Consider the following 25,002-nt stretch of genomic DNA (forward strand, 5'->3'; position numbering starts at 1 on the left):
TTAGCCTCCCTTGACGGCCTTCACGATCTTCTGCGCGGCGTCGTCGAGATTGTCAGCCGGCACCACGTTGAGGCCGGATTCGCGGATGATCTTCTTGCCCAGTTCGACATTGGTGCCTTCAAGGCGAACCACCAGCGGCACGCTGAGGCCGACTTCGCGCACCGCAGCCGTGACGCCTTCGGCGATCACGTCGCACTTCATGATGCCACCGAAGATGTTGACCAGGATGCCCTTCACGTTGGGATCGGCGGTGATGATCTTGAAGGCGGCCGCGACCTTTTCCTTGCTGGCGCTGCCGCCGACGTCGAGGAAGTTCGCCGGCGCCATGCCGTAGAGCTTGATGATGTCCATCGTCGCCATGGCGAGACCGGCGCCGTTGACCATGCAGCCGATGTTGCCGTCGAGCGTGACGTAGTTGAGATCGTACTTCGACGCCTCGATTTCCTTGGCGTCTTCCTCGGTCTCGTCGCGCAGCGCCAGCACCTCGGGGTGACGGAACAGCGCGTTGTCGTCGAACGACACTTTTGCGTCGAGCACGCGGAGCTGGCCCTGCTTGGTCACGACCAGCGGGTTGATCTCCAGCATCGACATGTCCTTGGCGACGAACGCCGCGTAGAGCTGCGCGGTGAGCTTCTCTGCCTGCTTGGCGAGATCGCCGGAAAGCTTCAGCGCGTTGGCGACGGTGCGGCCGTGATGGCCCATGATGCCGGTCGCGGGATCGATCGAGAAGGTCACGATCTTTTCGGGGCTGTTGTGCGCGACGTCCTCGATGTTGACGCCGCCCTCGGTCGATACCACGAACGAGACGCGAGAGGTCTCGCGGTCGACCAGGATCGAAAGATAGAATTCCTTGTCGATGTCGGAGCCGTCCTCGATGTAGAGGCGGTTGACCTGCTTGCCGGCGGCGCCGGTCTGGATCGTCACGAGCGTGGCGCCGAGCATCTGCTTGGCGAACTCGGAGACCTCCGCGGCCGACTTGGCGATGCGGACGCCGCCCTTGTCGCCGGCGGATGCTTCCTTGAACTTGCCCTTGCCGCGGCCGCCGGCGTGGATCTGGCTCTTGACCACCCAGACCGGGCCCGGGAGGGCCTTGGCCGCTGCGTCTGCGTCTGCCGCCTTCAGGACCGCAACGCCCTTGGAGATCGCCACGCCGAACTCATTCAGCAGCGCTTTGGCCTGATATTCATGGATATTCATATGGTCGCTCCCTGAACCCGCGGGCGGTGACCGCAGGGGCCCACCTCAGTCTTGTGGCTGGCATACCATATACCACAGGAACTGCAACTCGGATTCTTTGACATCGATCTCTGGACCTGCGGACCCGGAACCCGCCCGACGCGGCCCCCGGAAATGAAACCGCCGAAGACCGGTTTCGGTCTTCGGCGGGGACGTTTTGACCTTAGCGGCCGAGAAGATCGGGTGCGATCTTCTTGCAGGCGTCGACCAGGCCTTGAACCGCGCCGACCGACTTGTCGAAGGCCTCGCGGTCCTTGCCGACGAGTTCGATCTCGACGACGCGCTCGACACCCTTGGAGCCGATCACGACGGGCACGCCGACATACATGTCCTTCACGCCGTATTCGCCGTTCAGGTAGGCGGCTGAGGCCAGCACGCGCTTCTTGTCGCGCAGATAGCTCTCGGCCATCGCGATCGCGGAGGCCGCGGGCGCGTAGAAGGCCGAGCCGGTCTTGAGCAGATTGACGATCTCGGCGCCGCCGTTGCGGGTGCGGTCGACGATCTCGTCGAGGCGCGCCTGCGAGGTCCAGCCCATCTTGATGAGGTCGGGCAGCGGGATGCCGGCGACGGTGGAGTACTTCACCAGCGGCACCATGGTGTCGCCATGGCCGCCCAGCACGAAGGCGGTGACGTCTTCGACCGAGACGTTGAATTCGTCGGCCAGGAAGTAGCGGAAGCGCGACGAATCCAGCACGCCGGCCATGCCGACGACCTTCTTGTGCGGCAGGCCGGAAGCCTTCTGCAGCGCCCAGACCATCGCGTCGAGCGGGTTGGTGATGCAGATGACGAAAGCGTCGGGGGCGTACTTCTTGATGCCGGCGCCGACCTGCTCCATGACCTTGAGGTTGATGGAGAGGAGGTCGTCGCGGCTCATGCCGGGCTTGCGCGGCACGCCGGCGGTGACGATGCAGACTTTTGCGTTGTCGAGCGCCTCGTAGGAGTTCGCGCCGGTGAAATGCGCGTCAAAGCCGTCGACCGGCGAGGACTGCGCGATGTCGAGCGCCTTGCCCTGCGGCACGCCCTCGGCGATGTCGAACATCACCACATCGCCCAGCTCTTTCAAGCCGATGAGATGAGCCAACGTTCCGCCGATCTGACCGGAGCCAATCAAAGCAATCTTGTCGCGCGCCATGTGAACCTGTCCTTTAGACACGTCAGGAGGGGAAAACTGAGACGGGTGGTTATCCCTTTAGCCTCCCCCGTTCAAGTCGCCGGTTGCCCATTTGTCGGGCTTGCCGCGTATTGGAGCGCATCCCTGTCATTCCAGAGCGCATCCAACCGGTTTGCACGAAACATGGCCCGATGACGGGCTCCGTCGCGGCCCCCGGAATGACAGCGCTGGCAAATAGGACTTAAGTCTCCACCAAGCCCTTTTAAGTCTCCACCAAGCCCTTGGTCGAGCCGCTGGCGGTGGAATCCTTGCGGCCGTGGGGCAGCGCCAGATAGGATTCCGAGCTCATTTCAATCAGGCGCGACGACGTCCGCTTGAACTCGTTGGCCTCGTTGCCCTCGTGGGCGAGGTACAGCGAGATCGGGTTGGCATCGGCGGAAGCCATCAGCTTCACGGCATTGTCATAGAGTGTGTCGATCAGCGTGATGAAGCGCTTGGCGGCGTTGCGCTGGGAGAGGTCCATCACTGGAATATGGTCGACCAGGATAGTGTGATAGTCGTGCGCCAGCCTGAGATAGTCGGATGCGCCGAGCGGCTTCTCGCAGAGATCGGCGAACGAAAACCGCGCCACGCCGGGGGCCGAGCACGGCACGTGCAGGATGCGCCCCTTGATCGAAATATCGCGCGGCTTGCATTTGGCGCTGCCGGACATCTTCGACCAGGCGCGGTCGAGCGCGGTGTCCGCCTCAGTGTCTGCCGGCGTCAGCCACATCGGCACGCCCTGAAGTTTTTCCAGCCGGAAGTCGGTGCGCGCGTCGAGCCGCAGCACGTCCATGTGGTCGGTGATCTGCTGGATGAACGGCAGGAACAGCGAACGGTTCAGGCCGCCCTTGTAGAGATCGTCAGGCGCGACGTTGGAGGTCGCGACCACCACGGTGCCGAGTTCCAGCAGCTTTGCGAACAGGCGGCCGAGGATCATCGCGTCGGCGATGTCGGTGACGTGGAATTCGTCGAAGCAGAGCAGCCAGCTCTCCTCGAAGATGGCGTTCGCGGTCAGCATGATGACGTCGCCGTCGGCGATCTCGCCGCGCGCGATGCCCTGGCGATAGTCGTAGATGCGCTCGTGCACATCGGCCATGAACTCGTGGAAATGCGCGCGCCGCTTGTGCTCGACGGTACTGTGCTGAAAGAACAGGTCCATCAGCATGGTCTTGCCGCGGCCGACCTCGCCATGGACGTAGAGCCCGTGCGGCGCCTCGTCCTTGTCGCTGCTGAACAGGCGACTGAGCAGGCCCTGCTTGCGCGGCGGCTTGTAATCGGCGAGCCGCTGGTCGAGCGCCGTGTAGGCTTCGGCGATTTCGGCCTGCGCAGCGTCGGGCTCGATCGCGCCTGATACGATCAGGGCCTGATACGCCTCGCGGAATGGGGAACTGGGAGTCGAAAGCATGGCTCTTTACGGCCAGAGACCGGCGTGAATTGCAACTGTGTATTGGCGCAACGGGCGTATGCGCTTACCCTCGTCCACGTGGGTGCGGGCGGATGATTGAAATATCAGAGAGTTAAGCGGCTCCTTTGAGGTTCCTGACATGGCTCTTAGTATCGAGGACCCCGAGACCGAGCATCTCGCGTGGAGGCTGGCGCAACTCACCGGCGAGACCGTTGTTGTCGCGACGAAGCGAGCTATCGAGGAGCGGCTTAGCCGGATCGACAATCAGCATCGCAAAACTGCTCTCTTGGACGACATGGCCGCGATCCGCCGACGCTGGAGCGAGCTACCTGTGGTAGCCGACCAGACGGCAGGCGAAATCGTTGTCTATGACAAACACGGATTGCCATCCTGACGCGACAGACGCCACGCGCCATATGGCTTGCGAGCCAAGCTCACTCACACAACTCGTAAGCGTCTTCGACCACATACGGCCCGCCGCCGGTGGAGGCGCGGGACGAGAACAGCACGAAGCGTTCGGCCGTGAACGCCTTGCTGGGAAAATAGCCGCGCAGCGAGAGATAGTCGGCGACATCTCGGTCGGTGGCGTCGTGCAGACGAGCCAGCGTGACATGCGGGATGAACTTGCGGCCTTCAGGGTCGAGGCCGATCCGCTGCATCATGCGCTCGAGCTCGGCCTGCAATTCCATCAGCGGCTTGCTTGGCACGATGGTTGCGACCACCGCGCGCGGCTTGCGCCCCCCGAAACTGGTGAGGCCCTGCACCTTCACCTCGAACGGCTTGCGGTCGACGCGAAACAGCATCGAGGCGATTTCGTTGGCGGACATGCCGTCGATATTGCCGATGAAACGCAGGGTGACGTGGTAATTTTCGGGATCGATCCAGCGGGCGCCGGGAAGCCCGCCCCGCAAATTGGAAAGCGACTGGCCAATCTCGGCCGGAATTTCCAGACCGGTGAACAAACGCGGCATCGTTTCGCACTCCCGATGCTTGGGCATGATCCCTTCGGAAAGACCATATCCAAATTTTAGAGCCGGCGACGAATCACCGGTACCCCAATTCCTATCGCAGTTGTGTGACCCTGCGAAGCATCGCGCGCCTTACCCCGGTAAAACCCTGGGAATTACGGTCGGCGCTGCCTGCTTTTCAACGCCGTTGCTCAGCTATCGTGCCAAGGAATGCCTCAACCGTGGGCAAGATATTCTTGACGATGATGTCGACGCCCGCCGCGGTCGGATGAATGCCGTCGGCCTGGTTGAGTTTGGCGTCGGCTGCGACACCGTCAAGAAAAAACGGATAGAGCGGCACGTCGAATTTTTTCGCCAGATCCGGATAAATCGAATTGAAGCGTGCCGCATAATCCGGGCCGTAATTCGGCGGCGCCAGCATGCCGCACAGCATCACCGCGATCTTGCGCGCCTTGAGGCGCTGGACGATCTCGGTGAGCGCGGTGCGCGTCAAATCGGGATCGATGCCGCGCAACGCGTCGTTGGCGCCGAGCTCGATGATGACACCGTCGGTTCCGTCAGGGACCGACCAGTCGAGCCGGTCACGGCCGGCGGACGAGGTGTCCCCGGACACCCCCGCGTTGGTCATGTCGATGTCTATGCCTTTGGCCTGCAAGGCTTTTTTAAGCTTTGTGGGGAATGCTTCCTGGGCCGGGAGACCGAGACCGGCGCTTAAAGAATCGCCCAGAACGACAAGCTTGACCGATTTTGTCGATTCCGCCCAAGCCGGATTTGCGACCGTCATCAAAGCGAACATCAACACGGCTATGTGCATGAACAATCCGTAACGCCTCTCGACCGCGCGTACGGAGTTGCCATATGACCGGACCATGGACACTCGCATCTCTTCCTCTTCGCTCGCCGCCAGCTCGGCAGACACCATCGCCATCTCCAACGTCAATCTGTCATTGGGTACGGGCGCGGCACGCGTTCACATTCTCAAGGATATCAGCTTGCGCGTCGGCCGTAGCGAGACGATCGGGCTGATCGGCCCGTCAGGCTCGGGCAAATCCACGCTGCTCATGGTGATGGCTGGGCTGGAGCGTCCTGATAGCGGAGAGGTGGTGGTCAGCGGCACGCCTTTCAATGGCCTCGACGAGGACGCGCTGGCCCGCTTCCGCGGCCGCCAAATCGGCATCGTCTTCCAGTCCTTCCATTTGATCCCGACGATGACGGCGCTGGAGAACGTCGCCGTGCCGCTCGAGCTCGCCGGCAATCCCGACGCCGCCAAGCGCGCGGCGCAGGAGCTGCAATCGGTCGGGCTCGGCGATCGCCTGCATCATTACCCGACACAACTCTCCGGCGGCGAGCAGCAGCGCGTTGCGCTGGCGCGCGCGCTGGCGCCCGATCCCGCGATCCTCGTTGCCGACGAGCCGACCGGCAATCTCGACGAAGCCACCGGCAAGCAGATCGTCGATCTCCTGTTCAGCAAGCATGCCGAGCGCGGCATGACCCTGGTGCTGGTGACGCACGATTCCTCACTCGCGCATCGCTGCGATCGTGTCATCCGCCTGCGTTCGGGGCGCATCGACACGCAGGCTGCACCCGCATGAGCGCAGCAGTCGAACCGTTCGCGAAGCCCAACGGCGTCGCGCTGTCGCTGCGCTACGCGCTGCGCGAATTGCGCGGTGGCCTGCGCGGCTTTTATGTATTCATTTCCTGCATCGCGCTCGGCGTGATGGCCATCGCCGGCGTCGGCTCGGTCTCGGCGAGCCTGAGCGACGGCCTCGCTCGCGAGGGCCGCACGCTGCTCGGCGGCGACGTGTCGTTCGTCTTGTTTCAGCGCGAAGCGAAGCCGGAGGAAGTCGCCTTCCTGCGTTCGCGCGGCACGGTCTCGAGCGCCGCCACACTGCGCGGCATGGCGCGGTCGGCGGAGGGCCAGCTCGCACTGGTCGAGATGAAGGCGGTCGACGACACCTATCCGATGCTCGGACAGTTGACGCAGGCGCCGCCGCTGCCGATGTCCGACCTGCTCGCGGAGCGCGACGGCGCGTTCGGCGCCGCCGCCGATCCGACGCTGCTGGCGCGGCTCTCGCTCAAGACCGGTGATCGCGTCACCGTCGGCGCAGCAACGTTCCAGATCCGCAGCACGGTCGAGGCCGAGCCCGACAAGCTCGCTGGCGGCATCGGCTTCGGCCCGCGCTTCCTGATCAGCGAGGCAGGCCTGCGCGCGACAGGCCTGATCCAGCCCGGCAGCCTGGTGCGCTGGGTCTATCGGGTGAAGCTGCCGGAGATCGCCAACAGCGAGCGCGACACCGAAACCTTCATCGCGGATGCGCGCAACGCCGCGCCGCAGGCCGGCTGGGAGGTCCGCAGCCGTTCCAATGCCTCGCCGCAGCTCGAACGCAATATCAGCCGCTTCACGCAGTTTTTGACGCTGGTCGGCCTCGCTGCGCTGCTGGTCGGCGGTGTCGGCGTCGCCAATGCCGTCAAGAGCCATATCGACCACAAGCTCGAGGTGATCGCGGCCTTGAAGGCCGTCGGCGCCACCGGGCGCGACGTGTTCGGCATCTATCTCGCGCAGGTTCTCTTGCTCGCAGCGATCGGCTCGTTGATCGGCCTTGCGCTCGGCGCCGCCATGCCCTTTGCGATCGTCGGCCTGTTCGGCAAGCTGCTGCCGCTGCCGGTGGTCCCGGCGGTGCATGCCGACGAGCTCGCGCTGTCGTTCGTCTACGGGCTGCTCACTGCGCTTGCCTTCGGCCTGTGGCCACTCGGGCGCGTGCACGACGTGCCGGTGGCCGCGCTGTTCCGCGACACCATCAGCAACGAATGGCACCGGCCACGCTGGAGCTACCTCGTTTTCATGGCCGTCGTGGTCGCGCTGCTCGTCGCGGTCGTGATTGGCCTGTCGTTCGACAAGCGCATCGCTGCGGTGTTCGTGGCCTCCTCCGTCGTCGTGTTCGCGCTGCTGCGCGGCATTGCCGTGCTGCTGATGGCGATCGCGCGGCGGCTGCCGCGCACGCGGTTGCCGATGCTGCGCCTCGCGATCGCCAACATCCACCGGCCGGGCGCGCTGACGCCCTCGGTCGTGCTGTCGTTGGGCCTCGGGCTTGCGGTGCTCGTCACCATCACCCAGATCGACGGCAATCTGCGCCGGCAGTTCCTGGCAGCATTGCCCGAGCACGCACCGTCGTTCTTCTTCATCGACATCCCGAGCACGCAGGCCGAGCAGTTCGACGGTTATCTGCGCCAGATCGCCCCTGGCGCGAAGGTCGAGGACGTGCCGATGCTGCGCGGGCGCATCGTCGGAGCCCGCGGCGTCCGCGCCGAGGAGCTCAAGCCCGCCACCGATTCCGAGTGGGTGCTGCAGAGCGACCGTGGCCTGACCTATACCGCCGATCTGCCGAAAGGCTCCAAGGTGGTCGAGGGCGAGTGGTGGAGCGCCGATTATACCGGTCCACCGCTGGTTTCGATGGAGAAGAAGATCGCGGACGGGCTCGGCCTCAAGCTCGGCGACGAGGTCGTGGTCAATATCCTCGGCCGCGACATCCCCGCGAAGATCAGCAATCTGCGCAGCATCGACTGGCAGGGCCTCGGCATCAATTTCGTCCTGGTGTTCTCGCCGAACGCATTCAAGGGCGCGCCGCACACCCACATCGCGACGCTGACGGAAGCCGGCGGCGATGCGGCCGGCGACGGCAAGATCATCAAGGAGGTCGCCGACGCCTATCCGATGGTGACGAGCGTGCGTGTGCGCGAGGTAATGGAGACGGTCGGCTCGGTCGTGACCAATCTGGCGCTGGCGATCCGAGGCGCCAGCGCGGTGACCCTGATTTCGGCGATCCTGGTGCTGGGCGGCGCGCTTGCCGCCGGCCATCGCCACCGGGTCTACGATGCGGTGATCCTCAAGACCCTGGGCGCGACCCGGCTGCGGCTGCTCGGCGCCTATGCGCTCGAATACCTCCTGATCGGCCTCGCCACTGCGGTTTTCGGCGTTTTCGCCGGCAGCGTCGCTGCATGGATGATCGTGACCCGGCTGATGACGCTCACCTTCGTCTGGCAGGCCGGCAGCGCGGCCGGCGTGGTCGCGGCCGCCCTGGTCGTCACGGTCGGCCTCGGGCTCGCCGGCACGCTCCTGGCGTTGAACAAAAAGCCCGCCACGGTGCTGCGGAATTTGTGACAAATGGTAGCGGGCGGCTGCGCGGGGGCGGAATCGCACGATTCCGGCGATTAACCACGTTTGCTCGCCAGGATTGCGGGCGAGGGCGACATTCAGCCGCGCGTGGACGGTTGCAGCGAATGTGTTAGTTTCCCACATATCGAATGGGTTCGGAGCCCCGATTGTTAGCCAAAATTTAGTCGGCAGACATCGGTATCCGAGATAGAATTTGACGAACCGGTGGCATGGAGCCCTCATGCCGGACCGGGCTAACCAACGGGAATTCGACCATGTCGGACCTAGACCGTAACTACGCTTCTCCTTTCGGCAGGGCCGCCGGGCGTGTTGACGCCGCGACGGTCGATGCCGGCCTGCGCGCCTACATGCTGCGCATCTACAACTACATGAGCATCGGCCTGGCCATCACCGGCCTTGCCGCACTCGGCGTCTACATGGCCGCCGTGACGGATGTTCCGACCCCGGAAGCCGTCCGTGTCGGCAAGCTGTTCCTGACGCCGTTCGGCTACGCGATGTTCGTCAGCCCCCTGAAGTGGCTGTTCATGCTCGCGCCGCTCGCCATGGTGTTCGTGATCTCGGCGGGCATCAACCGTCTCGCGCCCTCGACCGCCCAGATCCTGTTCTGGGTGTTCGCGGCGCTGATGGGCGTCTCGCTGTCCTCGATCTTCCTGGTGTTCACCCACACCTCGATCGTGCGGGTGTTCTTCATCACCGCGGCGACCTTCGGCGCGCTCAGCCTCTACGGCTACACCACAAAGCGTGACATGAGCGGAATGGGTTCGTTCCTGTTCATGGGCCTGATCGGCATCGTCATCGCGAGCCTGGTCAACCTGTTCCTGGCGAGCTCGTTGCTCCAGTTCGTCGTGTCGGTGGTTGGCGTGCTGGTGTTCGCGGGCCTCACCGCCTGGGATACCCAGCGGCTGAAGAACGACTACATCTACGGCTACGCCTCGGCCGGCGGTGAAGTCGCGGAGCGTGCGGCCATCACCGGCGCGCTGTCGCTGTACCTGAACTTCATCAACCTGTTCACGCTGCTCCTGCAGCTCCTCGGCCAGCGCGACTAAGCGCAAGCCCAGAGCGAACAACACGAGCCCCGGCCGAAAGGTCGGGGTTTTTGCTTGGGGCCGGACGTCGCAGCACCCGCCGCTGTCATGCCCCGCCTTGTCCGCAATTGCGCACTGGGGCGGGCGATCCAGTACGCCGCAGCGGCTCCGTTCTAGCCGCGCTGTCTCGGAGTACTGGATGCCTATGCGGGGCATGACAGCGGAGAAGATGGGGCCTGCGGCGCTCGCAAAGACGACGCCGAGAAGCCGTTGCCTCTTCCAGCCGTCTCGGGAACGCTCTAATCTCGCCCCATGTCCGCACCTGAAATCAGGCCCACCCTCGAGGCCGACCTTCCCGCCATCACCGCCATCTACCAGCAGGCCGTCCGCGAGGGCACCGCGACCTTCGAGCTGGACCCGCCCGATCTCGCCGAGATGACGCGCCGCTATCGTACGCTGATCGACGGCGGCTATCCCTATTTCGTCGCCATCCTCGACGGCCGCGTTGCCGGCTATGCCTATGCGGGGGCCTACCGGCCGCGGCCGGCCTACCGCTTCACGGTCGAGAACTCGATCTATCTCGATCCAGGCTTTCACCGTCGCGGCGTCGGACTTCTGTTGCTGGAGCGTCTGGTTGTCGAATGCGAGGCGCGAGGCTTCCGCCAGATGATCGCGGTGATCGGCGATTCCGCCAATGCCGGCTCGATCGGCGTGCACACCAAGGGTGGCTTCAAGATGATCGGCACGCATCCCAGCGTCGGGCTGAAATTCGGCCGCTGGCTGGATACGGTGATGATGCAGCGCGACCTCGGCGAGGGTGCGGGTACGGTGCCGGGGAAGTAGGCTCGCTCTCGCAGGATGGGCAAAGCGAAGCGTGCCCACCTAGCGCGCCGATTGAGGAGAGATGGTGGGCACGGGCGCGCTGCGCCTTTGCCTACCCTACGGCGCTGTTCGTGCAGTTACACCACCGCCAGCTTGCGATCGATCACCAGCAGCACGCGTTCGAGCTCGTGGCCGCGGCGCAGGATCAGACCCGTCGCCGAGATCACGCTGTACATGCCCTGCTTGCGCGCGAGGCGCGGATCTTTTTCGATGCGATAGATCGGCACTTCCGAGGCGCGGCGAAACACCGAGAACACGGCGCGGTCTTTCAGGAAGTCGATGGCATAATCACGCCACTCGCCGTCGGCGACCATACGGCCGTAGAGATTGAGAATACGATGCAACTCGAGCCGGTTGAACGTCACCCGGCCCAGTTGCGCATTCGCAGCGGCTGGGCGCGCCGCCGCGCGCTGTTCGCTCGGATCGGCATCCTCCGACAGACTCATAGAAAGCCTCCTGTCGCCACAGCATGATCACGTCCGCGAAGACCGTCCCCGGAACCGCGGATCATGACAGCTGCATGATTGCCCCAACTGTTCCCCACCGCAAGGGGGCCTTGAGAGGGCGCATAGAATCCGGTGCGAATTCCGGGCACACGCAGGGTGGAACTCTGTCGCGCAAACCGTCACGGGATCGTTAGCAAGAATCATAGTGTCGCCGCTTTTCCGCCAAGCGACTGCCGCCCTGCCCTGACAAAAAGCGGGTGTGCGTTGACCCGGTCCTTTCGGTTCCGGATTCCTCAGCCCCCAGCCCCCCGGGGTCGTCAGGATCGGGTCTGTTCGCACGACAAGGAGGGCCAACGCAAGTTGGTCCTTTTTTGTTTGTGCCGGGATGTTTCTGGCTCGACCAATTCCTCTCCACACCGCGCAAACTCCCCTCATCCTGAGGAGCCGCGAAGCGGCGTCTCGAAGGATCGAGGCCGGGCTGCATCAGCGGGGCCTGCATGGTTCTCGCGGCGATGCGCAGCATCGCCCGCCACGCGCGCGAGGGCGCGCTCCTCACCATGAGGGTTGAGAGCGCAGTACGCCGCTCAGGCAGTACGACTCTTAGAGAGAGAATCGAATCAGTGCAGCGACGTATACGCCGCGCCCAGCATCGGCCCCGGCTTTTCCCGGCTGCCGTCCTGGACATAGACCACAGCGCCGTCGACGCCGTCGCGCGTGAGGTTCTCGATCGGCACCGTCCAGCTTTCCGAACGGCCGGTCCAGTCGCCGACCTTGAGTAGGTTGCGAACCACGTTGTGATAGATGACCTGCTGTCCGCGATTTTCGCCGCGGCTGATCGCGATCGGCACCGATTTCGCAATCGAGCAGATCCAGACCTCGCCACGCGAGACCGCCGGTTCCTTGCTCGCGGCCACCGAGACATTGATCTGCTTGCCCGCGAGCGACATCGTCACCGGCACGCTCATCACGCCCGTGCCCTTGTCGGTCTTGCCGATCGCGCTTTCGATGCCGGTGCGGTCGCTGCCGACGACATGCGTGGAGCCGTTGACCACGACCTGGGGCGTATAGACTTCGCGGTCGCCGCGCATGCGCGAATAGGCCCGCTGCCGTGCAGAAAAACGCGAATCCGCCAGTGTGTCCTTCCAGCCGAGATAATCCCAATAGTCGATCGGCATGCTCAGCGCGATGATCGAGGGATCGCTGGAGAGGTCGCCGATGATCTTGTCGGCCGGCGGGCAGGAGGAGCAGCCCTGCGAGGTAAACAATTCGACAACGGCGCGGGGCTCAGCTTCGGCAGGACGAATGACGGCGACGATCGCGCAGATCCCGAGTGCGCCCGACCAGAGGGCACCGGACCAACGCGAAATCAGATGAGAAGCCGTCATTGTTGTCATGTCGAACGCCGCACACCATTACTCGTGAGAGGGGAAATCTTACCGCCGGATGGTCACCGTAATCTTACGGGTCTCACACATCGACCGTCCTTGACGAAGTTCTCTGCCGGACGGGCCCATCTGAAGCCTGCCGCAAAGGCGCGAAGGCGGCCTTGTGATAGGCCGCCTTCGTGTAACCTACTACTCACTTCGCAGTGAGCCACCGTTCACAAATCCGCGCTTACGCCGCGAGCTTGCGCAGCACGTAGTGCAGGATGCCGCCGTTGCGGTAGTATTCGAGCTCATCCAGCGTATCGATGCGGCAAAGCAGCGAAATGCGCTGCAACGAGCCGTCGCCGGAGACGATCTCCGCGGTCAGCTTCTGGCGCGGCTTCAAATCGCCGACGAGACCACGCAACGTGACCTTCTCGTCGCCCTTCAGACCGAGCGACGACCAGGAGGTGCCGTCCTCGAAGGTCAGCGGCAGCACGCCCATGCCGACCAGATTGGAGCGGTGGATGCGCTCGAAGCTCTGGCAGATCACGGCGCGCACGCCGAGCAGACGGGTGCCCTTCGCGGCCCAGTCGCGCGAGGAGCCGTTGCCGTATTCCGCGCCCGCGAACACCACCAGCGGCACCTGCTCCTGCTGGTACTTCATCGCGGCGTCGTAGATCGACATCTGCTCGCCGTCGGGCCAGTGCTTGGTCAGGCCGCCTTCAGGGATATTTCCGTCCGCACCTTTGAGCATGAAGTTCTTGATGCGGATGTTGGCGAAGGTGCCGCGCATCATGACTTCGTGGTTACCGCGCCGCGTGCCGTACTGGTTGAAGTCGGCCGGACGCACCTGGTGCTCGCTGAGGTATTTGCCCGCGGGCGAGGTGAGCTTGATCGAACCGGCCGGCGAGATGTGGTCGGTGGTGATCTTGTCGCCGAACATGGCGAGGATGCGCGCCTCGACGATGTCGGTGACCGGTTCCGGCTCCTTCTTCATGCCGTCGAAATAGGGCGGGTTCTGCACATAGGTCGAGCTCATGTTCCAGCGATAGGTCTCGCTCTCGACCGTCTTGATCTTGCGCCAGTTGGTGTCGCCCTTGAACACGTCGGCATACTTCTTCTTGAAGATCGCCGCGGTCACGAACTTCTTCATGAAGGCGTTGATCTCCTTCGTCGTCGGCCAGATGTCCTTCAGGTAGACCGGCTTGCCGTCCTTGCCTTCGCCGAGCGGCTCGACGGCGAGATTCTTGGTGACGCTGCCCGCGAGCGCGTGGGCGACGACGAGCGGCGGCGAGGCCAGATAGTTCGCCTGCACGTCCGGCGAGACGCGGCCTTCGAAGTTGCGGTTACCGGAGAGCACGGCAGCCGCGACGATGCCGTTGTCGTTGATCGACTTCGATATCTCCTCGGGCAGCGGGCCGGAATTGCCGATGCAGGTGGTGCAGCCGAAGCCAATCAGGTTGAAGCCGACCTTGTCGAGATCGGCCTGGAGACCGGAATCGGCGAGATAAGCCGCCACCACCTGGCTGCCCGGGGCGAGCGAGGTCTTCACCCACGGCTTCGCCTTGAGGCCCTTCGCGGCGGCATTACGCGCCAGCAGACCGGCGCCGATCAGCACGCTCGGATTCGAGGTGTTGGTGCAGGAGGTGATCGCCGCGATCACGACGTCGCCATGGCCGAGGTCGAAGTTCCTGCCGTCGACGGCAAAGCGCTTCGTCGGCTCGTCGGTCTTCTTGTATTCGCTGGCGAGGGCGACCGAAAAGCCTTCGGCGACCGACGGCAGCGCAATGCGGCCTTCGGGACGCTTCGGACCGGCCATCGAAGGCACGACGTCGCCGAGGTCGAGCGTCAGCGTCTCCGTGAACACCGGATCGGCCGACTTGGCGGTGCGGAACAGCCCTTGCGCCTTGGCATAGGCCTGCACCAGCGCGACGCGCGCCGGGGCGCGGCCGGAGGTCTTGAGATAATCGAGCGCGGCGGCGTCGACCGGGAAGAAGCCGCAGGTCGCGCCGTATTCGGGCGCCATGTTGGCGATGGTCGCCTTGTCGGCGACGGAGAGATGGTCGAGGCCGGGGCCGAAGAACTCGACGAACTTGCCGACGACGCCGAGCTTGCGCAGCATCTGCGTCACTGTCAGCACGAGGTCGGTCGCGGTGACGCCTTCCTTCATCGCGCCCTTCAGCTTGAAGCCGACGACGGTCGGCAGCAGCATCGACAGCGGCTGACCGAGCATGCAGGCTTCCGCCTCGATGCCGCCGACGCCCCAACCGAGCACGGCGAGACCGTTGACCATGGTGGTGTGGGAGTCCGTGCCGACCAGCGAGTCGGGATAGGCGACCTCGAAGGTGCCGGTCTTCTTGCCGACCGTCATCTTCTCCTTCTTGGTCCAGACCGTCTGCGAGAGATATTCGAGATTGACCTGGTGGCAGATGCCGGTGCCGGGCGGCACGACGGAGAAGTTCGTGAACGCCTTCTGACCCCACTTCAGGAACTCGTAGCGCTCCTGGTTCTGCTTGTATTCCTCGGTGACGTTCTTGCCGAAAGCCTTGTTGTCACCGAAGAAGTTCACGATCACGGAGTGGTCGATAACGAGATCGACCGGCACCAGCGGATTGATCTTCTCGGCATCGCCGCCAAGCTTCTGCATCGCGTTGCGCATGGCAGCGAGGTCGACCACCGCCGGCACGCCGGTAAAATCCTGCATCAGCACGCGAGCCGGGCGGAACGCGATCTCATGCTCCAGCGACTTCTTGCGCAGCCATTTCGACACCGCGACGATGTCTTCCTTCTTGACCGAGCGACCGTCCTCGTTGCGGAGCAGGTTCTCGAGCAAAACCTTCATCGAGTAGGGGAGTTTGGAAATTCCCTTCAGACCATTCTTCTCGGCCGTGGGCAGGCTGTAATAGACATAGGTCTTGGCGCCGACCTTGAGGGTCTTTTTGCATTTGAAGCTGTCGAGCGAGGTCATGAAAGGAAATCCCAATTGTTAGTTATACCCGGCAAGGGGTATTTTAACACCGTCAGCGATTCCGGCTAGGTCGCTTGCAGGGGCAGGTTAAGTTGCTGCATCAAGTAGTTCCGGGCTTATAGAAGCTTTCTAACGGCGCCGCCACAGCCACAATGGTGCCGCAGCAATTCGCGAGCCAAAAATTCCCATGCGCTACCCCAAGATTTCCTGAGGCCGGGCTTGAGCGGATTGATACGAGGCACGATGCAGCTTTCCGGACGCGGGGTCATTTGCGTGCGGGGCGGACGCGACGTGTTTTCCGGGCTCGATTTCGAGGCCAGCTCCGGCGAAGCCGTGGCGGTCGTGGGCCGCAACGGATCGGGCAAGACGTCGCTGCTGCGGCTGATCGCGGGCCTGCTCGTTCCGGCGGGCGGCACGATCGCGCTGGATGGAGGCGATGCCGAGCTGACCCTGCCGGAGCAGTGTCACTATCTCGGTCATCGCGACGCCCTGAAGCCGGCCCTGAGCGTGGCGGAGAATCTGGCATTCTGGGCCGATTTTCTCGGCGGCGAGCGTTTTGACCCTGCCGAAAGCCTCGCCATCGTCGGCCTCGATCACGCCGCCCATTTGCCGGCCGCCTTCCTGTCCGCCGGCCAGCGCCGCCGGCTCTCGCTGGCCCGCCTGCTGACGGTCCGCCGTCCGGTCTGGCTGCTCGACGAGCCGACCACGGCGCTGGATGTCGCCGGCCAGGACATGTTTTCCGGATTGATGCGCGAGCACCTCGGCCGCGGCGGCCTGATCATCGCCGCCACCCATGCCCCGCTTGGCATCGATTCGCGGGAGCTTCGGATCGGGGCTGTGACATGAGACGGTCCGACCCTCAGATTTCCACGCGGTCGGGTCTAGCCTCGTCCTTCCGCCGCTGCCTTGCGAGAGCCACCCCATGACCGCCCTGTCCGCCCTGATTCGCCGGGACATCCGGATCGCGCTTCGCGTCGGCGGCGGGGCGTTGATTGGCGTGCTGTTCTTCCTGACCGTGGTGGTACTGATGCCGTTTGCGGTGGGGCCGGATCTGGCGCTGCTGTCGCGGCTCGGGCCGGCGATCCTGTGGCTGGGCGCGCTGCTGGCGAGCCTGCTGACGCTCGACCGGCTGTTCATGGCCGACCACGAGGACGGCTCGCTCGACCTGATCACCATGAGCCGGACGCCGCTGGAACTCGCCTGCGCGTCGAAAGCGCTGGCGCATTGGCTCGCCGCCGGTCTGCCGCTGATCGTCGCAACCCCCGTGCTCGGCCTGCTGCTTAACCTCGACATGGTCGCAACCGGCGCTGTGGCGCTGACGCTGCTGGCCGGCACCCCGGCGCTGACCTTCACCGGCATGATCGGTGCGGCGCTGGCGGTGACGCTGCACCGCGGCGGCTTGCTGATGGCCGTCCTGGTGCTGCCGCTGTCGATTCCGGTCCTGATTTTCGGGGTCGCGGCCTCGCAGGCCGTGATCGTCGGACCCATGTCGTTCGGCGCGCCGTTCTCGATCCTGTGCGCGCTGTCGCTGATCAGCCTCGTGGTCGGCCCTTTCGCGGCCGCCGCGAGCCTGAAGCATGGACTGGACTGACCTTGACCCCGATCAACTTTCGCTCCGGACTTTCGTGCTGATTGCCTGAGCGCTTACCTGTGATTATCAGAATACCATGACGCTGATCGACCTCGCCAACCCCACACGGTTCCTCGCGCTGACGGCGCGGGTGTTGCCATGGCTTGCGGCCGCGACTGCCATCCTGCTCACGATCGGGCTCTATCAATCGGCCTACGCGCCGGACGACTACCAGCAGGGCGCGACGGTGAAGATCATGTTCATCCACGTGCCCAATGCGTGGCTGTCGATGTTCGTATGGGGCGTGATGAGCCTGGCCTCGCTCGGCACGCTGGTGTGGCGGCATCCGCTCGCCGACGTCGCCGCCAAAGCCGCCGCTCCGATCGGCGCCGCCTTCACCTTTCTTGCGCTGCTGACGGGATCGCTATGGGGCCGGCCGATGTGGGGCACCTATTGGGAATGGGACGCGCGGCTGACCTCGGTGCTGATCCTGTTCCTGATGTATCTCGGCCTGATGGCGCTGTGGCGCGCGGTCGACGATCCCTCCCGCGCGGCGCGCGCTGCGGCCGTGCTGACCCTGGTCGGTGCGATCAACCTGCCCATCATCAAGTTCTCGGTCGATTGGTGGAATACGCTGCACCAGCCGGCATCGGTGATGCGGATGGGCGGCTCGTCGCTCGACAAATCCTTCTTGATCCCGTTGCTGGTGATGGCGATCGCGTTCACGCTGCTGTTCGTCACGCTGCATCTGGCAGCGATGCGCAACGAGATTTTGCGCCGCCGTGTCCGCTCGCTGCAAATGATGCAGGCGAGCCGTGTGGCGTTTTCGAGCGACGTGGGCGCATCGAAAGAAATTGGGGCTGCATGACGATGTCGCTTGGCCCCTACGCATCCTTCATCGTGACGTCCTACGCGGCAGCCGCCCTCGTGGTCGTGATCCTGATCGGCTGGATCGTGCTCGACTACCGTAGCCAGATCCAGCGCCTGCGCGATCTCGACCGCAGCGGCATCACCCGCCGTTCGGGGCGCAGCGGGAGTGATCAGCGATGACGAGCGATCAACCGACGTCCGCTCCGCCGCAGCGCCGCATCTTCCTGATGGTGCTGCCGCTGGTCGCCTTTATCGGCTTGGCACTGTTATTCTGGTTCCGGCTCGGCAGCGGCGATCCCTCGCGGATTCCTTCCGCGCTGATCGGTCGTCCCGCGCCGCAAACCACGCTGCCGCCGCTCGATGGATTGCAGGCTGACAACGCGCAGATCCCCGGCCTCGATCCCGCCGCCTTCAAGGGCAAGGTCAGCCTCGTCAATGTCTGGGCGTCCTGGTGCGTGCCGTGCCACGACGAGGCGCCGCTCCTGACCGAATTGGCAAAAGACAAACGCTTCCAGCTCGTCGGCATCAACTACAAGGACGCCGCCGACAACGCGCGGCGCTTCCTCGGGCGCTACGGCAACCCGTTCGGCCACGTCGGCGTGGACGCCAACGGCCGCGCCTCGATCGAATGGGGCGTCTATGGCGTGCCGGAGACGTTTGTCGTCGGACGCGAAGGCACCATCGTCTACAAGATGGTGGGACCGATCACGCCGGACAATCTGCGGACGGTGTTGTTGCCGCAGATGGAGAAGGCGCTGAAATAGTCACCGTCATTGCGAGGAGCCCTTGCGACGAAGCAATCCAGACTGTCTCCGCGGAGGGATTCTGGATTGCTTCGCTTCGCTCGCAATGACGAGTTGGGAAATTCAACCCTTCCGCACATCCCCCGCCTCGGCCTCGCTCGTTTCCAGCGACGCCGGCTCGAGGTGATAGCGCTTGGTCAGCGGCATCTGGGCGATGGCGAAGACCATGGTCAGCGGGGTGACGCCGAACACCTTGAAGTTCACCCAGAAGTCCGTGCTCTGGGTGCGCCAGACGATCTCGTTCAGCACCGCCATGCCGGCGAAGAACAGCGCCCAGCGCAGTGTGAGGATGCGCCAGCCCCGCGGCGTCAGGTTGAACATCTGGTCGAACATGACGGCGATGAAGGAGCGACCGAACAACAGGCCACCGCCGAGGATCGCGGCGAACAGGGCGTAGATGATGGTCGGCTTGAGCTTGATGAAAGTCTCGTCGTGCAGCACCAGGGTCAGCGTGCCGAACACCAGCACGATGACGCCTGTCACGATCGCCATGATCGGGATGTGCCGCGTCACCACATAGGAGGCGATCATCGCAATGACGATCGCGACCATGAAAGCGCCGGTCGCGGCGAACAGATTGAACTTCGCATTCATAAAGAAGAACACGAGCAGCGGGCCGAGCTCGGTCGCAAGCTTGAACAGCGGATGCGGCTGGGTCTTGTCCATTCCTTGACCTTTGTTGCTGTCAGCCCCCGCGGAGGCGGGGGATCCAGTATTCCGAGGCGCTTGTGATCCACAACTAACGGCGCGGCGTACTGGATGCCCCGCCTGCGCGGGGCATGACGATAGAAACCTACGATTCGATTCCGGCGATGGCGCGGGCGAAGTCGCGCGCGGTGAACGGCGCGAGATCGTCGACGCCTTCGCCGACGCCGATGAAATGCACCGGCAGTTTGAATTTTTCCGCAAGCGCCACCAGAATGCCGCCGCGAGCGGTGCCGTCGAGCTTCGTCATCACGAGGCCGGTGACCCCGGCAGTGCGATGGAAGGCCTCGACCTGAGAGAGCGCGTTCTGGCCGACGGTGGCATCCAGCACAAGCAGCACCGCATGGGGCGCAGTCGCGTCCACCTTGCGGATGACCCGCACGACCTTTTCGAGCTCGTTCATCAGCTCGGCCTTGTTTTGAAGCCGACCGGCGGTGTCGATCAGGAGCACGTCGACGGCCTGCTCCTTCGCCGCCGTCAGCGCGTTAAAGGCGAGGCTCGCTGAATCCGAGCCCTGCGCGCCCGATATGACGGGCGTCTTTGTGCGTTCGCCCCAAACCTTGAGCTGCTCGATCGCCGCGGCGCGAAACGTGTCGCCGGCGGCCAGCATCACCTTGCGGCCTTCGGACGCGAATTTTTGCGAGAGTTTTCCGATGGTGGTGGTCTTGCCGGAGCCGTTGACACCGACCACGAGGATGACGAAGGGCTTCTTGCCGGCGTCGATCTCGAGCGGCTTCGCCACCGGCGCCAGCACCTTCTCGACCTCGGTCGCGACGACGTCCTTGACTTCGTCCGCCGAGATCGCCTTGTCGTAGCGCCCCGTGCCGACGGCCTCCGCAATCCGCACCGCGACCGAGGTGCCGAGGTCGGCACGCAGCAGCACGTCCTCGATGTCGTCGAGCATGGCGCGGTCGAGCTTGCGCTTGGTGACGAGGTCGGCGACCGCGGTCCCGAGCGAGGACGAGGTGCGCTTCAGCCCGTTGGACAGGCGGCGCCACCAGCTCTGCTTGGGGGTCTCAGGGGTGGTATCGTTCATGGTGGCGGTGTGTTAGCCGTTCCGGCTCCCAAACGAAAGTCTTGACCGAAAGTCCTGCAATTGCTCGATGTTCCCGAATTGACCGCCGACGAAATCCTGGCGCGCGTGCTCCATCGCGACGGATTGATGCTGGTCATCGACAAGCCGGCCGGCCTGCCGGTGCATCGCGGCCCCAAGGGTGGCGCCAATCTGGAAACCTCCTTCGACGCGCTCCGTTTCGGCCTGCCGCGGCCGCCGGTGCTGGCCCACCGGTTGGACAAGGACACCTCCGGTTGCCTCGTGCTCGGCCGCCATCGCAAGGCGACCGCCTCGCTCGGCTTGTTGTTCAAGCATGGCAAGATCGGCAAGACCTACTGGACCATCGTCGAGGGCGGCCCCGCCCAGGACGAAGGCACCATCGATATGCCGCTCGGCCGGCTCAATGCCGAACGCGGCTGGTGGCAGAAGCCGGACCCGGAGGGCCAGAAGGCTGTCACCAACTGGAAGGTGATGGGCCGGAGCAATGGCCTCACCTGGCTCGCCATGGAACCGGTAACCGGGCGGACCCATCAATTGCGGGTGCATTCCTCAGCCACCGGCTGGCCGATCTTCGGCGATAACATTTACGGCAGCGGCCCGCGCTTCGGGGAGCCGAAGTTACATCTGCATTCCCGCGAGATCGTGGTGCCGATCTCCCGGAACAAGGAACCGGTCCGCGTCGTGGCGCCGGCCCCGCCCCACATGCATGAGCGGCTCCGCGCCTGCGGGTGGAACGGAGAATAGCCATTTCAGACCCTCATGGTGAGGAGCGCGGAACGCGCGTCTCCGGACGATGCCTTGCATCGCCGGGCGAACCATGCAGGCCCGGATCTCGCCCTGCGGCCATCCTTCGAGACGCCCGCTTCGCGGGCTCCTCAGGATGAGGAGCAGTGCCCGCCGGGCTTCCTATAGTTTACGAAACGTTCAGTGCTCGTCCCTCATGATAGCGGTTGCTTAGAACAAGCTTCCGTCAATCTGCTCAGGACGAGCTGCGCGTCATGTCCACGGCCGGGTTATCGATCATCGACGAGGTCGAGTCCGCGCTTCGGACAGGCTCCGCGGAAAAGGGGCTGGCGACCGCCCGCCGCGTCACCGACCTGTTCCTGTCCTCCGCCGCCAGTTTTGACGACGAGCAGATCGCACTGTTCGACGACGTGCTCGAGCGCCTGATCGGCACCATCGAGCTCCGGGCCATCGCCGACATGGCCGCGCGCGTTGCTCTCGCCGAGATCAGCGCGCAGCTCGCGCCGATCGCGCAGGCGCCACCATCGGTCATCCGCCGCCTCGCCAACAATGACGAGATCCGCATCGCCGGTCCCGTGCTCCAGGAATCCGCGCGCCTCGACGATGGCGAGCTGGTGAAGATCGCATCGAGCAAAGGCGAGCCGCATCTGCTCGCGGTCGCCGGGCGCTGGTGGTTAAAGGAGATCGTCACTGATGCGCTGCTGGCGCGGCGTTATCCCAGCGTCAGCCGGCGACTTGCCGCCAATCCCGGCGCGCGCGTTTCCGGCAACGGATTTGCCGTCATCGTCGGACAGGCCGAGGCTGATCCCGAACTCGCCGTCAGCGTCGGCGTCCGCGTCGACCTGCCATCGGATCTGCGCCGCGAGTTGCTGCGCTCGGCGACCGACGCCGTGCGCACCCGCCTGTTGTCGCGCGCGCCGACGCATCTGTTCGACGAGATCCAGGGCGCGATTGCAGCGGTCACCGTCGGCGTCGAGCGCGAAATGTCGGGGGTCCGCGACTTCGAAGGTGCCAAACGGGCAATTGCAAACCTCAAGGCGGGCGGCCAGCTGACCGAGACGACATTGCTCGGCTTCGCCACGCAGCGGCGCTATGAAGAAGCCGTGGCGGCGTTGGCGGCACTGTCCGGATCGACCGTCGAAGTGATTCGCCCACTGATGCAGAGCCTGCGTGAGGACGGCCTGCTGGTGCCGTGCAAGGCGGCACAGCTCAGCTGGGAAACCACCGCCGCCGTGCTCGAAAGCCGTTTTGCGACGGGCGCGATGAAGCCGGCGGACATCGCGAGGGCGCAAGGCCAATACGCACGCATGACGCCGGAGAATGCGCGGCGGACGCTCAGGTTCTGGCAGGTGCGGGCGTTGTAGGCGTACGCTGCGTACCAAGTTGAAGATGTCGTCATCCGCGAAAGCGGGTGATCCAGTATTCCAGAGACATTCGTGAGGTACGGAGGGGCCGCGGCGTACTGGGTCGCCCGGTCAAGCCGGGCGACGACACTGACTATGTGGCTAACCGCTCGCCATCACTAGCCGTAATTCTGAGCGGCACGACGCTTCCCACCTCTTCGCCCGCAATCGCCACCGGCAGATAGTGCTCCGTCCGTCCCTGCTCCGCGCTCTCGATCAGCACCTCGCGCGTGGCGCCGATCTCGGCTTGCAGCCGCTGCAGAAGCGCAGCCTCACCCGCCGAGCGTAGCCGCTTCGCGCGTTCCTTGATGACTGGCCCCGCGACCTGCGGCATCCGCGCGGCCGGCGTGCCGGGGCGTGGCGAATAGGGGAAGACGTGCAGGAAAGTCAGGCCGCATTCCTCGACCAGATCGAGCGAGCGCGAGAACATCTCCTCGGTCTCGGTCGGAAAGCCCGCGATGATGTCGGCCCCGAACGCGATGTCCGGCCGCAGACGGCGCACCTGGTCGCAGAACGCAATTGCGTCGCCACGCGAATGCCGCCGCTTCATGCGCTTCAAGATCATGTCGTCGCCGGACTGCAGCGACAGATGCAGATGCGGCATCAGCCGCGAATCGTCGGCGATGGCATCTAACAGATCACGATCTGCCTCGATCGAATCGATCGAAGAGATGCGCAGCCGCTTGAGCTCCGGCACATGCCGCAAAATCTGCTTCGTCAGCATCCCGAGTTTCGGTGCGCCCGGCAGATCACTGCCGTAACTGGTGAGATCGACGCCGGTCAGCACGATCTCGGCATGGCCGCGCTCGACCAACGCCCGCACCTGATCGACGACGGCGCCCATCGGCACCGAGCGCGAATTGCCGCGCCCGAACGGAATGATGCAGAAGGTGCAGCGATGGTCGCAGCCGTTCTGCACCTGCACGAACACGCGCGGCAAGCCGCTCGCAAAACCGTCGATAAGATGCGGCGCCATCTCCTTCACTGCCATGATGTCGCCGACGGCGATTTTTTCGCTGGCACCGAGATCAAACGCCGCACGCGCCTCGCGCCAGGCGCCGCTGCGCATCTTGTCGTCATTGCCGACGACGCGATCGACCTCGGCCATAGCGGCGAACATGCCGCTTTGCGTCTGCGCGGCACAGCCGGTGACGACGATGCGCGCTCCCGGCCGCTCGCGCTTCAATTTGCGGATCGACTGGCGCGCCTGCGCCACCGCCTCGTTGGTGACGGCGCAGCTGTTGATGACGATGGTATCTGAAAGGCCCGCGCTCTCGGCCTCGCGGCGGATCACCTCGGCCTCGAAGGCATTGAGGCGGCAGCCGAAGGCGACGATGTCGACGGCCATCAGCCGACCGGCGCGAACAGCGCCGGATCGAAACTGCCTTCATATTCGAAGGTCGCCGTGCCCGTCATCAACACGTGGTCGTCGCGCTCGCGCCATTCGATACCGAGCTTGCCGCCGGGCAGCGTGATCTCGACATTGCGCCCGGCGCGCTTCAGCCGCGCCGCCGCGACTGCGGTGGCGCAGGCCGCGGAGCCGCAGGCCCTGGTGAGGCCCGCGCCGCGCTCCCAGGTGCGGATCGTGATATGGTCGCGATCGACGATATGGGCCAGCGTGATATTGGCGCGCTCGGGGAAGATCGGGTGATTTTCCAGCAGCGGACCAAAGCGCTCGAGATCGTAGGCGTTGACGTCATCGACCCAGAACACCGCATGCGGATTGCCCATGCTCACCACCGAGGGCGAATGCAGGATCGGATTGTCGATCGGACCGATCTGCAGTTCGATGTAGCGGGTGTCGCGGAATTCCTGGTCGAGCGGAATGTCCTGCCAGCCGAACTTCGGCGCGCCCATGTCGACAGTGTAGAGATCGGGCGCAGGACCCTGCCAGCAATTGAGCAGGCCCGCGGCCGTCTCGAACGTCACCGTCGTCTGGCCGGTCTTCTCGAACAGGCGCCGCACCACGCAGCGCATGCCGTTGCCGCAGGCGCCGGCCTCGGAGCCGTCATTGTTGTAGATGCGGATGAAGGCTTCGGTGCCGTCGAACCGCGGCTTCTGCAGCACCATCAACTGGTCGTAGGGCACGCCGCCTTGAGCCGACGCCACCGCGCGGGCATCGTCCGGGGTGACCGGCGCGGTGGAATCGCGCATGTCGACAACGACGATCTCGTTGCCGATACCGTTCATCTTGGCAAATGCGTGATTAGCCAGCGCGCTCATGAAAAT

General features: G+C 64.5%; 24 protein-coding genes. 12 read left to right on the forward strand and 12 right to left on the reverse strand.

All coding sequences use genetic code 11. The features are described from left to right. The 3 genes from sucC to zapE form a co-directional block, all read right to left on the reverse strand. Positions 1-1,197 (reverse strand): ADP-forming succinate--CoA ligase subunit beta, encoded by a 1,197-nt coding sequence (sucC, locus tag IVA74_RS13910; RefSeq protein ID WP_247344410.1) that lies wholly within the window; start codon positions 1,195-1,197, stop codon positions 1-3. A gap of 202 nt (positions 1,198-1,399) precedes the next feature. Further along, positions 1,400-2,368, reverse strand: a complete 969-nt coding sequence (mdh, locus tag IVA74_RS13915) for a malate dehydrogenase (protein ID WP_247344412.1) — start codon at positions 2,366-2,368, stop codon at positions 1,400-1,402. Between the two features lie 241 nt (positions 2,369-2,609). Then, positions 2,610-3,794, reverse strand: a complete 1,185-nt coding sequence (gene zapE, locus IVA74_RS13920) for a cell division protein ZapE (protein WP_247344414.1) — start codon at positions 3,792-3,794, stop codon at positions 2,610-2,612. Positions 3,795-3,933: 139 nt separating this feature from the next. Between zapE and IVA74_RS13925 the strand changes: the two genes are divergently transcribed. Beyond that, positions 3,934-4,188 carry a type II toxin-antitoxin system VapB family antitoxin gene (locus IVA74_RS13925; RefSeq protein ID WP_247344416.1) on the forward strand — a complete coding sequence of 85 codons (255 nt, stop codon included), beginning with the start codon at positions 3,934-3,936 and terminating at the stop codon, positions 4,186-4,188. 40 nt (positions 4,189-4,228) lie between these two features. On the opposite strand, the gene thpR is transcribed toward IVA74_RS13925, so the two are convergent. Both thpR and IVA74_RS13935 read right to left on the reverse strand, forming a co-directional pair. Further along, positions 4,229-4,765, reverse strand: coding sequence for an RNA 2',3'-cyclic phosphodiesterase (thpR, locus tag IVA74_RS13930; RefSeq protein ID WP_247344420.1), 537 nt, complete (start codon positions 4,763-4,765; stop codon positions 4,229-4,231). Positions 4,766-4,940: 175 nt separating this feature from the next. Then, positions 4,941-5,576 carry an arylesterase gene (locus tag IVA74_RS13935; RefSeq protein WP_247344592.1) on the reverse strand — a complete coding sequence of 212 codons (636 nt, stop codon included), beginning with the start codon at positions 5,574-5,576 and terminating at the stop codon, positions 4,941-4,943. A gap of 55 nt (positions 5,577-5,631) precedes the next feature. On the opposite strand from IVA74_RS13935, the gene IVA74_RS13940 reads away from it, so the two are divergent. The 4 genes from IVA74_RS13940 to IVA74_RS13955 all read left to right on the forward strand — a co-directional run bounded on the left by IVA74_RS13940 (position 5,632) and on the right by IVA74_RS13955 (position 10,804). Further along, positions 5,632-6,354, forward strand: a complete 723-nt coding sequence (locus IVA74_RS13940) for an ABC transporter ATP-binding protein (RefSeq protein WP_247344424.1) — start codon at positions 5,632-5,634, stop codon at positions 6,352-6,354. After that, positions 6,351-8,921, forward strand: a complete 2,571-nt coding sequence (locus IVA74_RS13945; protein ID WP_247344427.1) for an FtsX-like permease family protein — start codon at positions 6,351-6,353, stop codon at positions 8,919-8,921. Before IVA74_RS13940 ends, IVA74_RS13945 begins: the two co-directional genes overlap by 4 nt. Positions 8,922-9,190: 269 nt before the next feature. Continuing rightward, positions 9,191-9,982, forward strand: coding sequence for a Bax inhibitor-1/YccA family protein (locus tag IVA74_RS13950; protein ID WP_247344431.1), 792 nt, complete (start codon positions 9,191-9,193; stop codon positions 9,980-9,982). 291 nt (positions 9,983-10,273) lie between these two features. After that, positions 10,274-10,804, forward strand: coding sequence for a GNAT family N-acetyltransferase (locus IVA74_RS13955; protein ID WP_247344434.1), 531 nt, complete (start codon positions 10,274-10,276; stop codon positions 10,802-10,804). A gap of 116 nt (positions 10,805-10,920) precedes the next feature. Here the strand turns inward: IVA74_RS13955 and IVA74_RS13960 are convergent, their stop codons facing one another. The 3 genes from IVA74_RS13960 to acnA form a co-directional block, all read right to left on the reverse strand. Further along, complete coding sequence (locus IVA74_RS13960) at positions 10,921-11,289, reverse strand: DUF2794 domain-containing protein (protein ID WP_247344437.1); 369 nt, start codon at positions 11,287-11,289, stop codon at positions 10,921-10,923. A 617-nt stretch (positions 11,290-11,906) separates the two neighbouring features. Continuing rightward, positions 11,907-12,683, reverse strand: a complete 777-nt coding sequence (locus IVA74_RS13965) for a DUF1223 domain-containing protein (protein ID WP_247344440.1) — start codon at positions 12,681-12,683, stop codon at positions 11,907-11,909. A gap of 220 nt (positions 12,684-12,903) precedes the next feature. Then, entirely contained in the window at positions 12,904-15,624 is a 2,721-nt protein-coding gene (acnA, locus tag IVA74_RS13970) for an aconitate hydratase AcnA (RefSeq protein WP_247344443.1), read from the reverse strand. Positions 15,625-15,867: 243 nt separating this feature from the next. On the opposite strand from acnA, the gene ccmA reads away from it, so the two are divergent. The 5 genes from ccmA to IVA74_RS13995 all read left to right on the forward strand — a co-directional run bounded on the left by ccmA (position 15,868) and on the right by IVA74_RS13995 (position 18,828). After that, positions 15,868-16,470: a heme ABC exporter ATP-binding protein CcmA gene (gene ccmA / locus IVA74_RS13975; protein ID WP_247344446.1), complete on the forward strand. Its 603-nt coding sequence runs from the start codon at positions 15,868-15,870 to the stop codon at positions 16,468-16,470. Between the two features lie 76 nt (positions 16,471-16,546). Then, positions 16,547-17,215 carry a heme exporter protein CcmB gene (gene ccmB / locus IVA74_RS13980; RefSeq protein WP_247344448.1) on the forward strand — a complete coding sequence of 223 codons (669 nt, stop codon included), beginning with the start codon at positions 16,547-16,549 and terminating at the stop codon, positions 17,213-17,215. Between the two features lie 76 nt (positions 17,216-17,291). Then, a complete protein-coding gene (locus tag IVA74_RS13985) occupies positions 17,292-18,062 on the forward strand; it encodes a heme ABC transporter permease (RefSeq protein ID WP_247344451.1) in 771 nt (256 codons plus the stop codon). After that, on the forward strand, positions 18,059-18,244 hold the full coding sequence (ccmD, locus tag IVA74_RS13990; RefSeq protein ID WP_247344454.1) for a heme exporter protein CcmD: 186 nt from the start codon (positions 18,059-18,061) through the stop codon (positions 18,242-18,244). The genes IVA74_RS13985 and ccmD overlap by 4 nt, the downstream gene beginning before the upstream one ends. Continuing rightward, positions 18,241-18,828 (forward strand): DsbE family thiol:disulfide interchange protein, encoded by a 588-nt coding sequence (locus IVA74_RS13995; protein ID WP_247344457.1) that lies wholly within the window; start codon positions 18,241-18,243, stop codon positions 18,826-18,828. Before ccmD ends, IVA74_RS13995 begins: the two co-directional genes overlap by 4 nt. A 102-nt stretch (positions 18,829-18,930) precedes the next feature. Here IVA74_RS13995 and IVA74_RS14000 read toward each other — a convergent pair whose 3' ends face one another. Together IVA74_RS14000 and ftsY are read right to left on the reverse strand one after the other, a co-directional pair. Further along, positions 18,931-19,533: a septation protein A gene (locus IVA74_RS14000; RefSeq protein ID WP_247344460.1), complete on the reverse strand. Its 603-nt coding sequence runs from the start codon at positions 19,531-19,533 to the stop codon at positions 18,931-18,933. Positions 19,534-19,660: 127 nt separating this feature from the next. After that, positions 19,661-20,608, reverse strand: a complete 948-nt coding sequence (gene ftsY, locus IVA74_RS14005; protein ID WP_247344464.1) for a signal recognition particle-docking protein FtsY — start codon at positions 20,606-20,608, stop codon at positions 19,661-19,663. Positions 20,609-20,668: 60 nt separating this feature from the next. On the opposite strand from ftsY, the gene IVA74_RS14010 reads away from it, so the two are divergent. Together IVA74_RS14010 and IVA74_RS14015 are read left to right on the forward strand one after the other, a co-directional pair. Continuing rightward, a complete protein-coding gene (locus IVA74_RS14010; RefSeq protein ID WP_247344467.1) occupies positions 20,669-21,370 on the forward strand; it encodes an RNA pseudouridine synthase in 702 nt (233 codons plus the stop codon). Positions 21,371-21,624: 254 nt separating this feature from the next. Then, positions 21,625-22,734 (forward strand): DUF2336 domain-containing protein, encoded by a 1,110-nt coding sequence (locus tag IVA74_RS14015; RefSeq protein WP_247344470.1) that lies wholly within the window; start codon positions 21,625-21,627, stop codon positions 22,732-22,734. Between the two features lie 133 nt (positions 22,735-22,867). Here the strand turns inward: IVA74_RS14015 and mtaB are convergent, their stop codons facing one another. Both mtaB and dapF read right to left on the reverse strand, forming a co-directional pair. Next, a complete protein-coding gene (gene mtaB / locus IVA74_RS14020; protein WP_247344473.1) occupies positions 22,868-24,121 on the reverse strand; it encodes a tRNA (N(6)-L-threonylcarbamoyladenosine(37)-C(2))-methylthiotransferase MtaB in 1,254 nt (417 codons plus the stop codon). Further along, complete coding sequence (gene dapF, locus IVA74_RS14025; protein WP_247344475.1) at positions 24,121-24,996, reverse strand: diaminopimelate epimerase; 876 nt, start codon at positions 24,994-24,996, stop codon at positions 24,121-24,123. The genes mtaB and dapF overlap by 1 nt, the downstream gene beginning before the upstream one ends. Positions 24,997-25,002 lie beyond the last annotated feature (6 nt).

It is taken from the genome of Bradyrhizobium sp. 132 (assembly GCF_023074185.1).
In the GTDB taxonomy this organism is placed as follows: domain Bacteria; phylum Pseudomonadota; class Alphaproteobacteria; order Rhizobiales; family Xanthobacteraceae; genus Bradyrhizobium.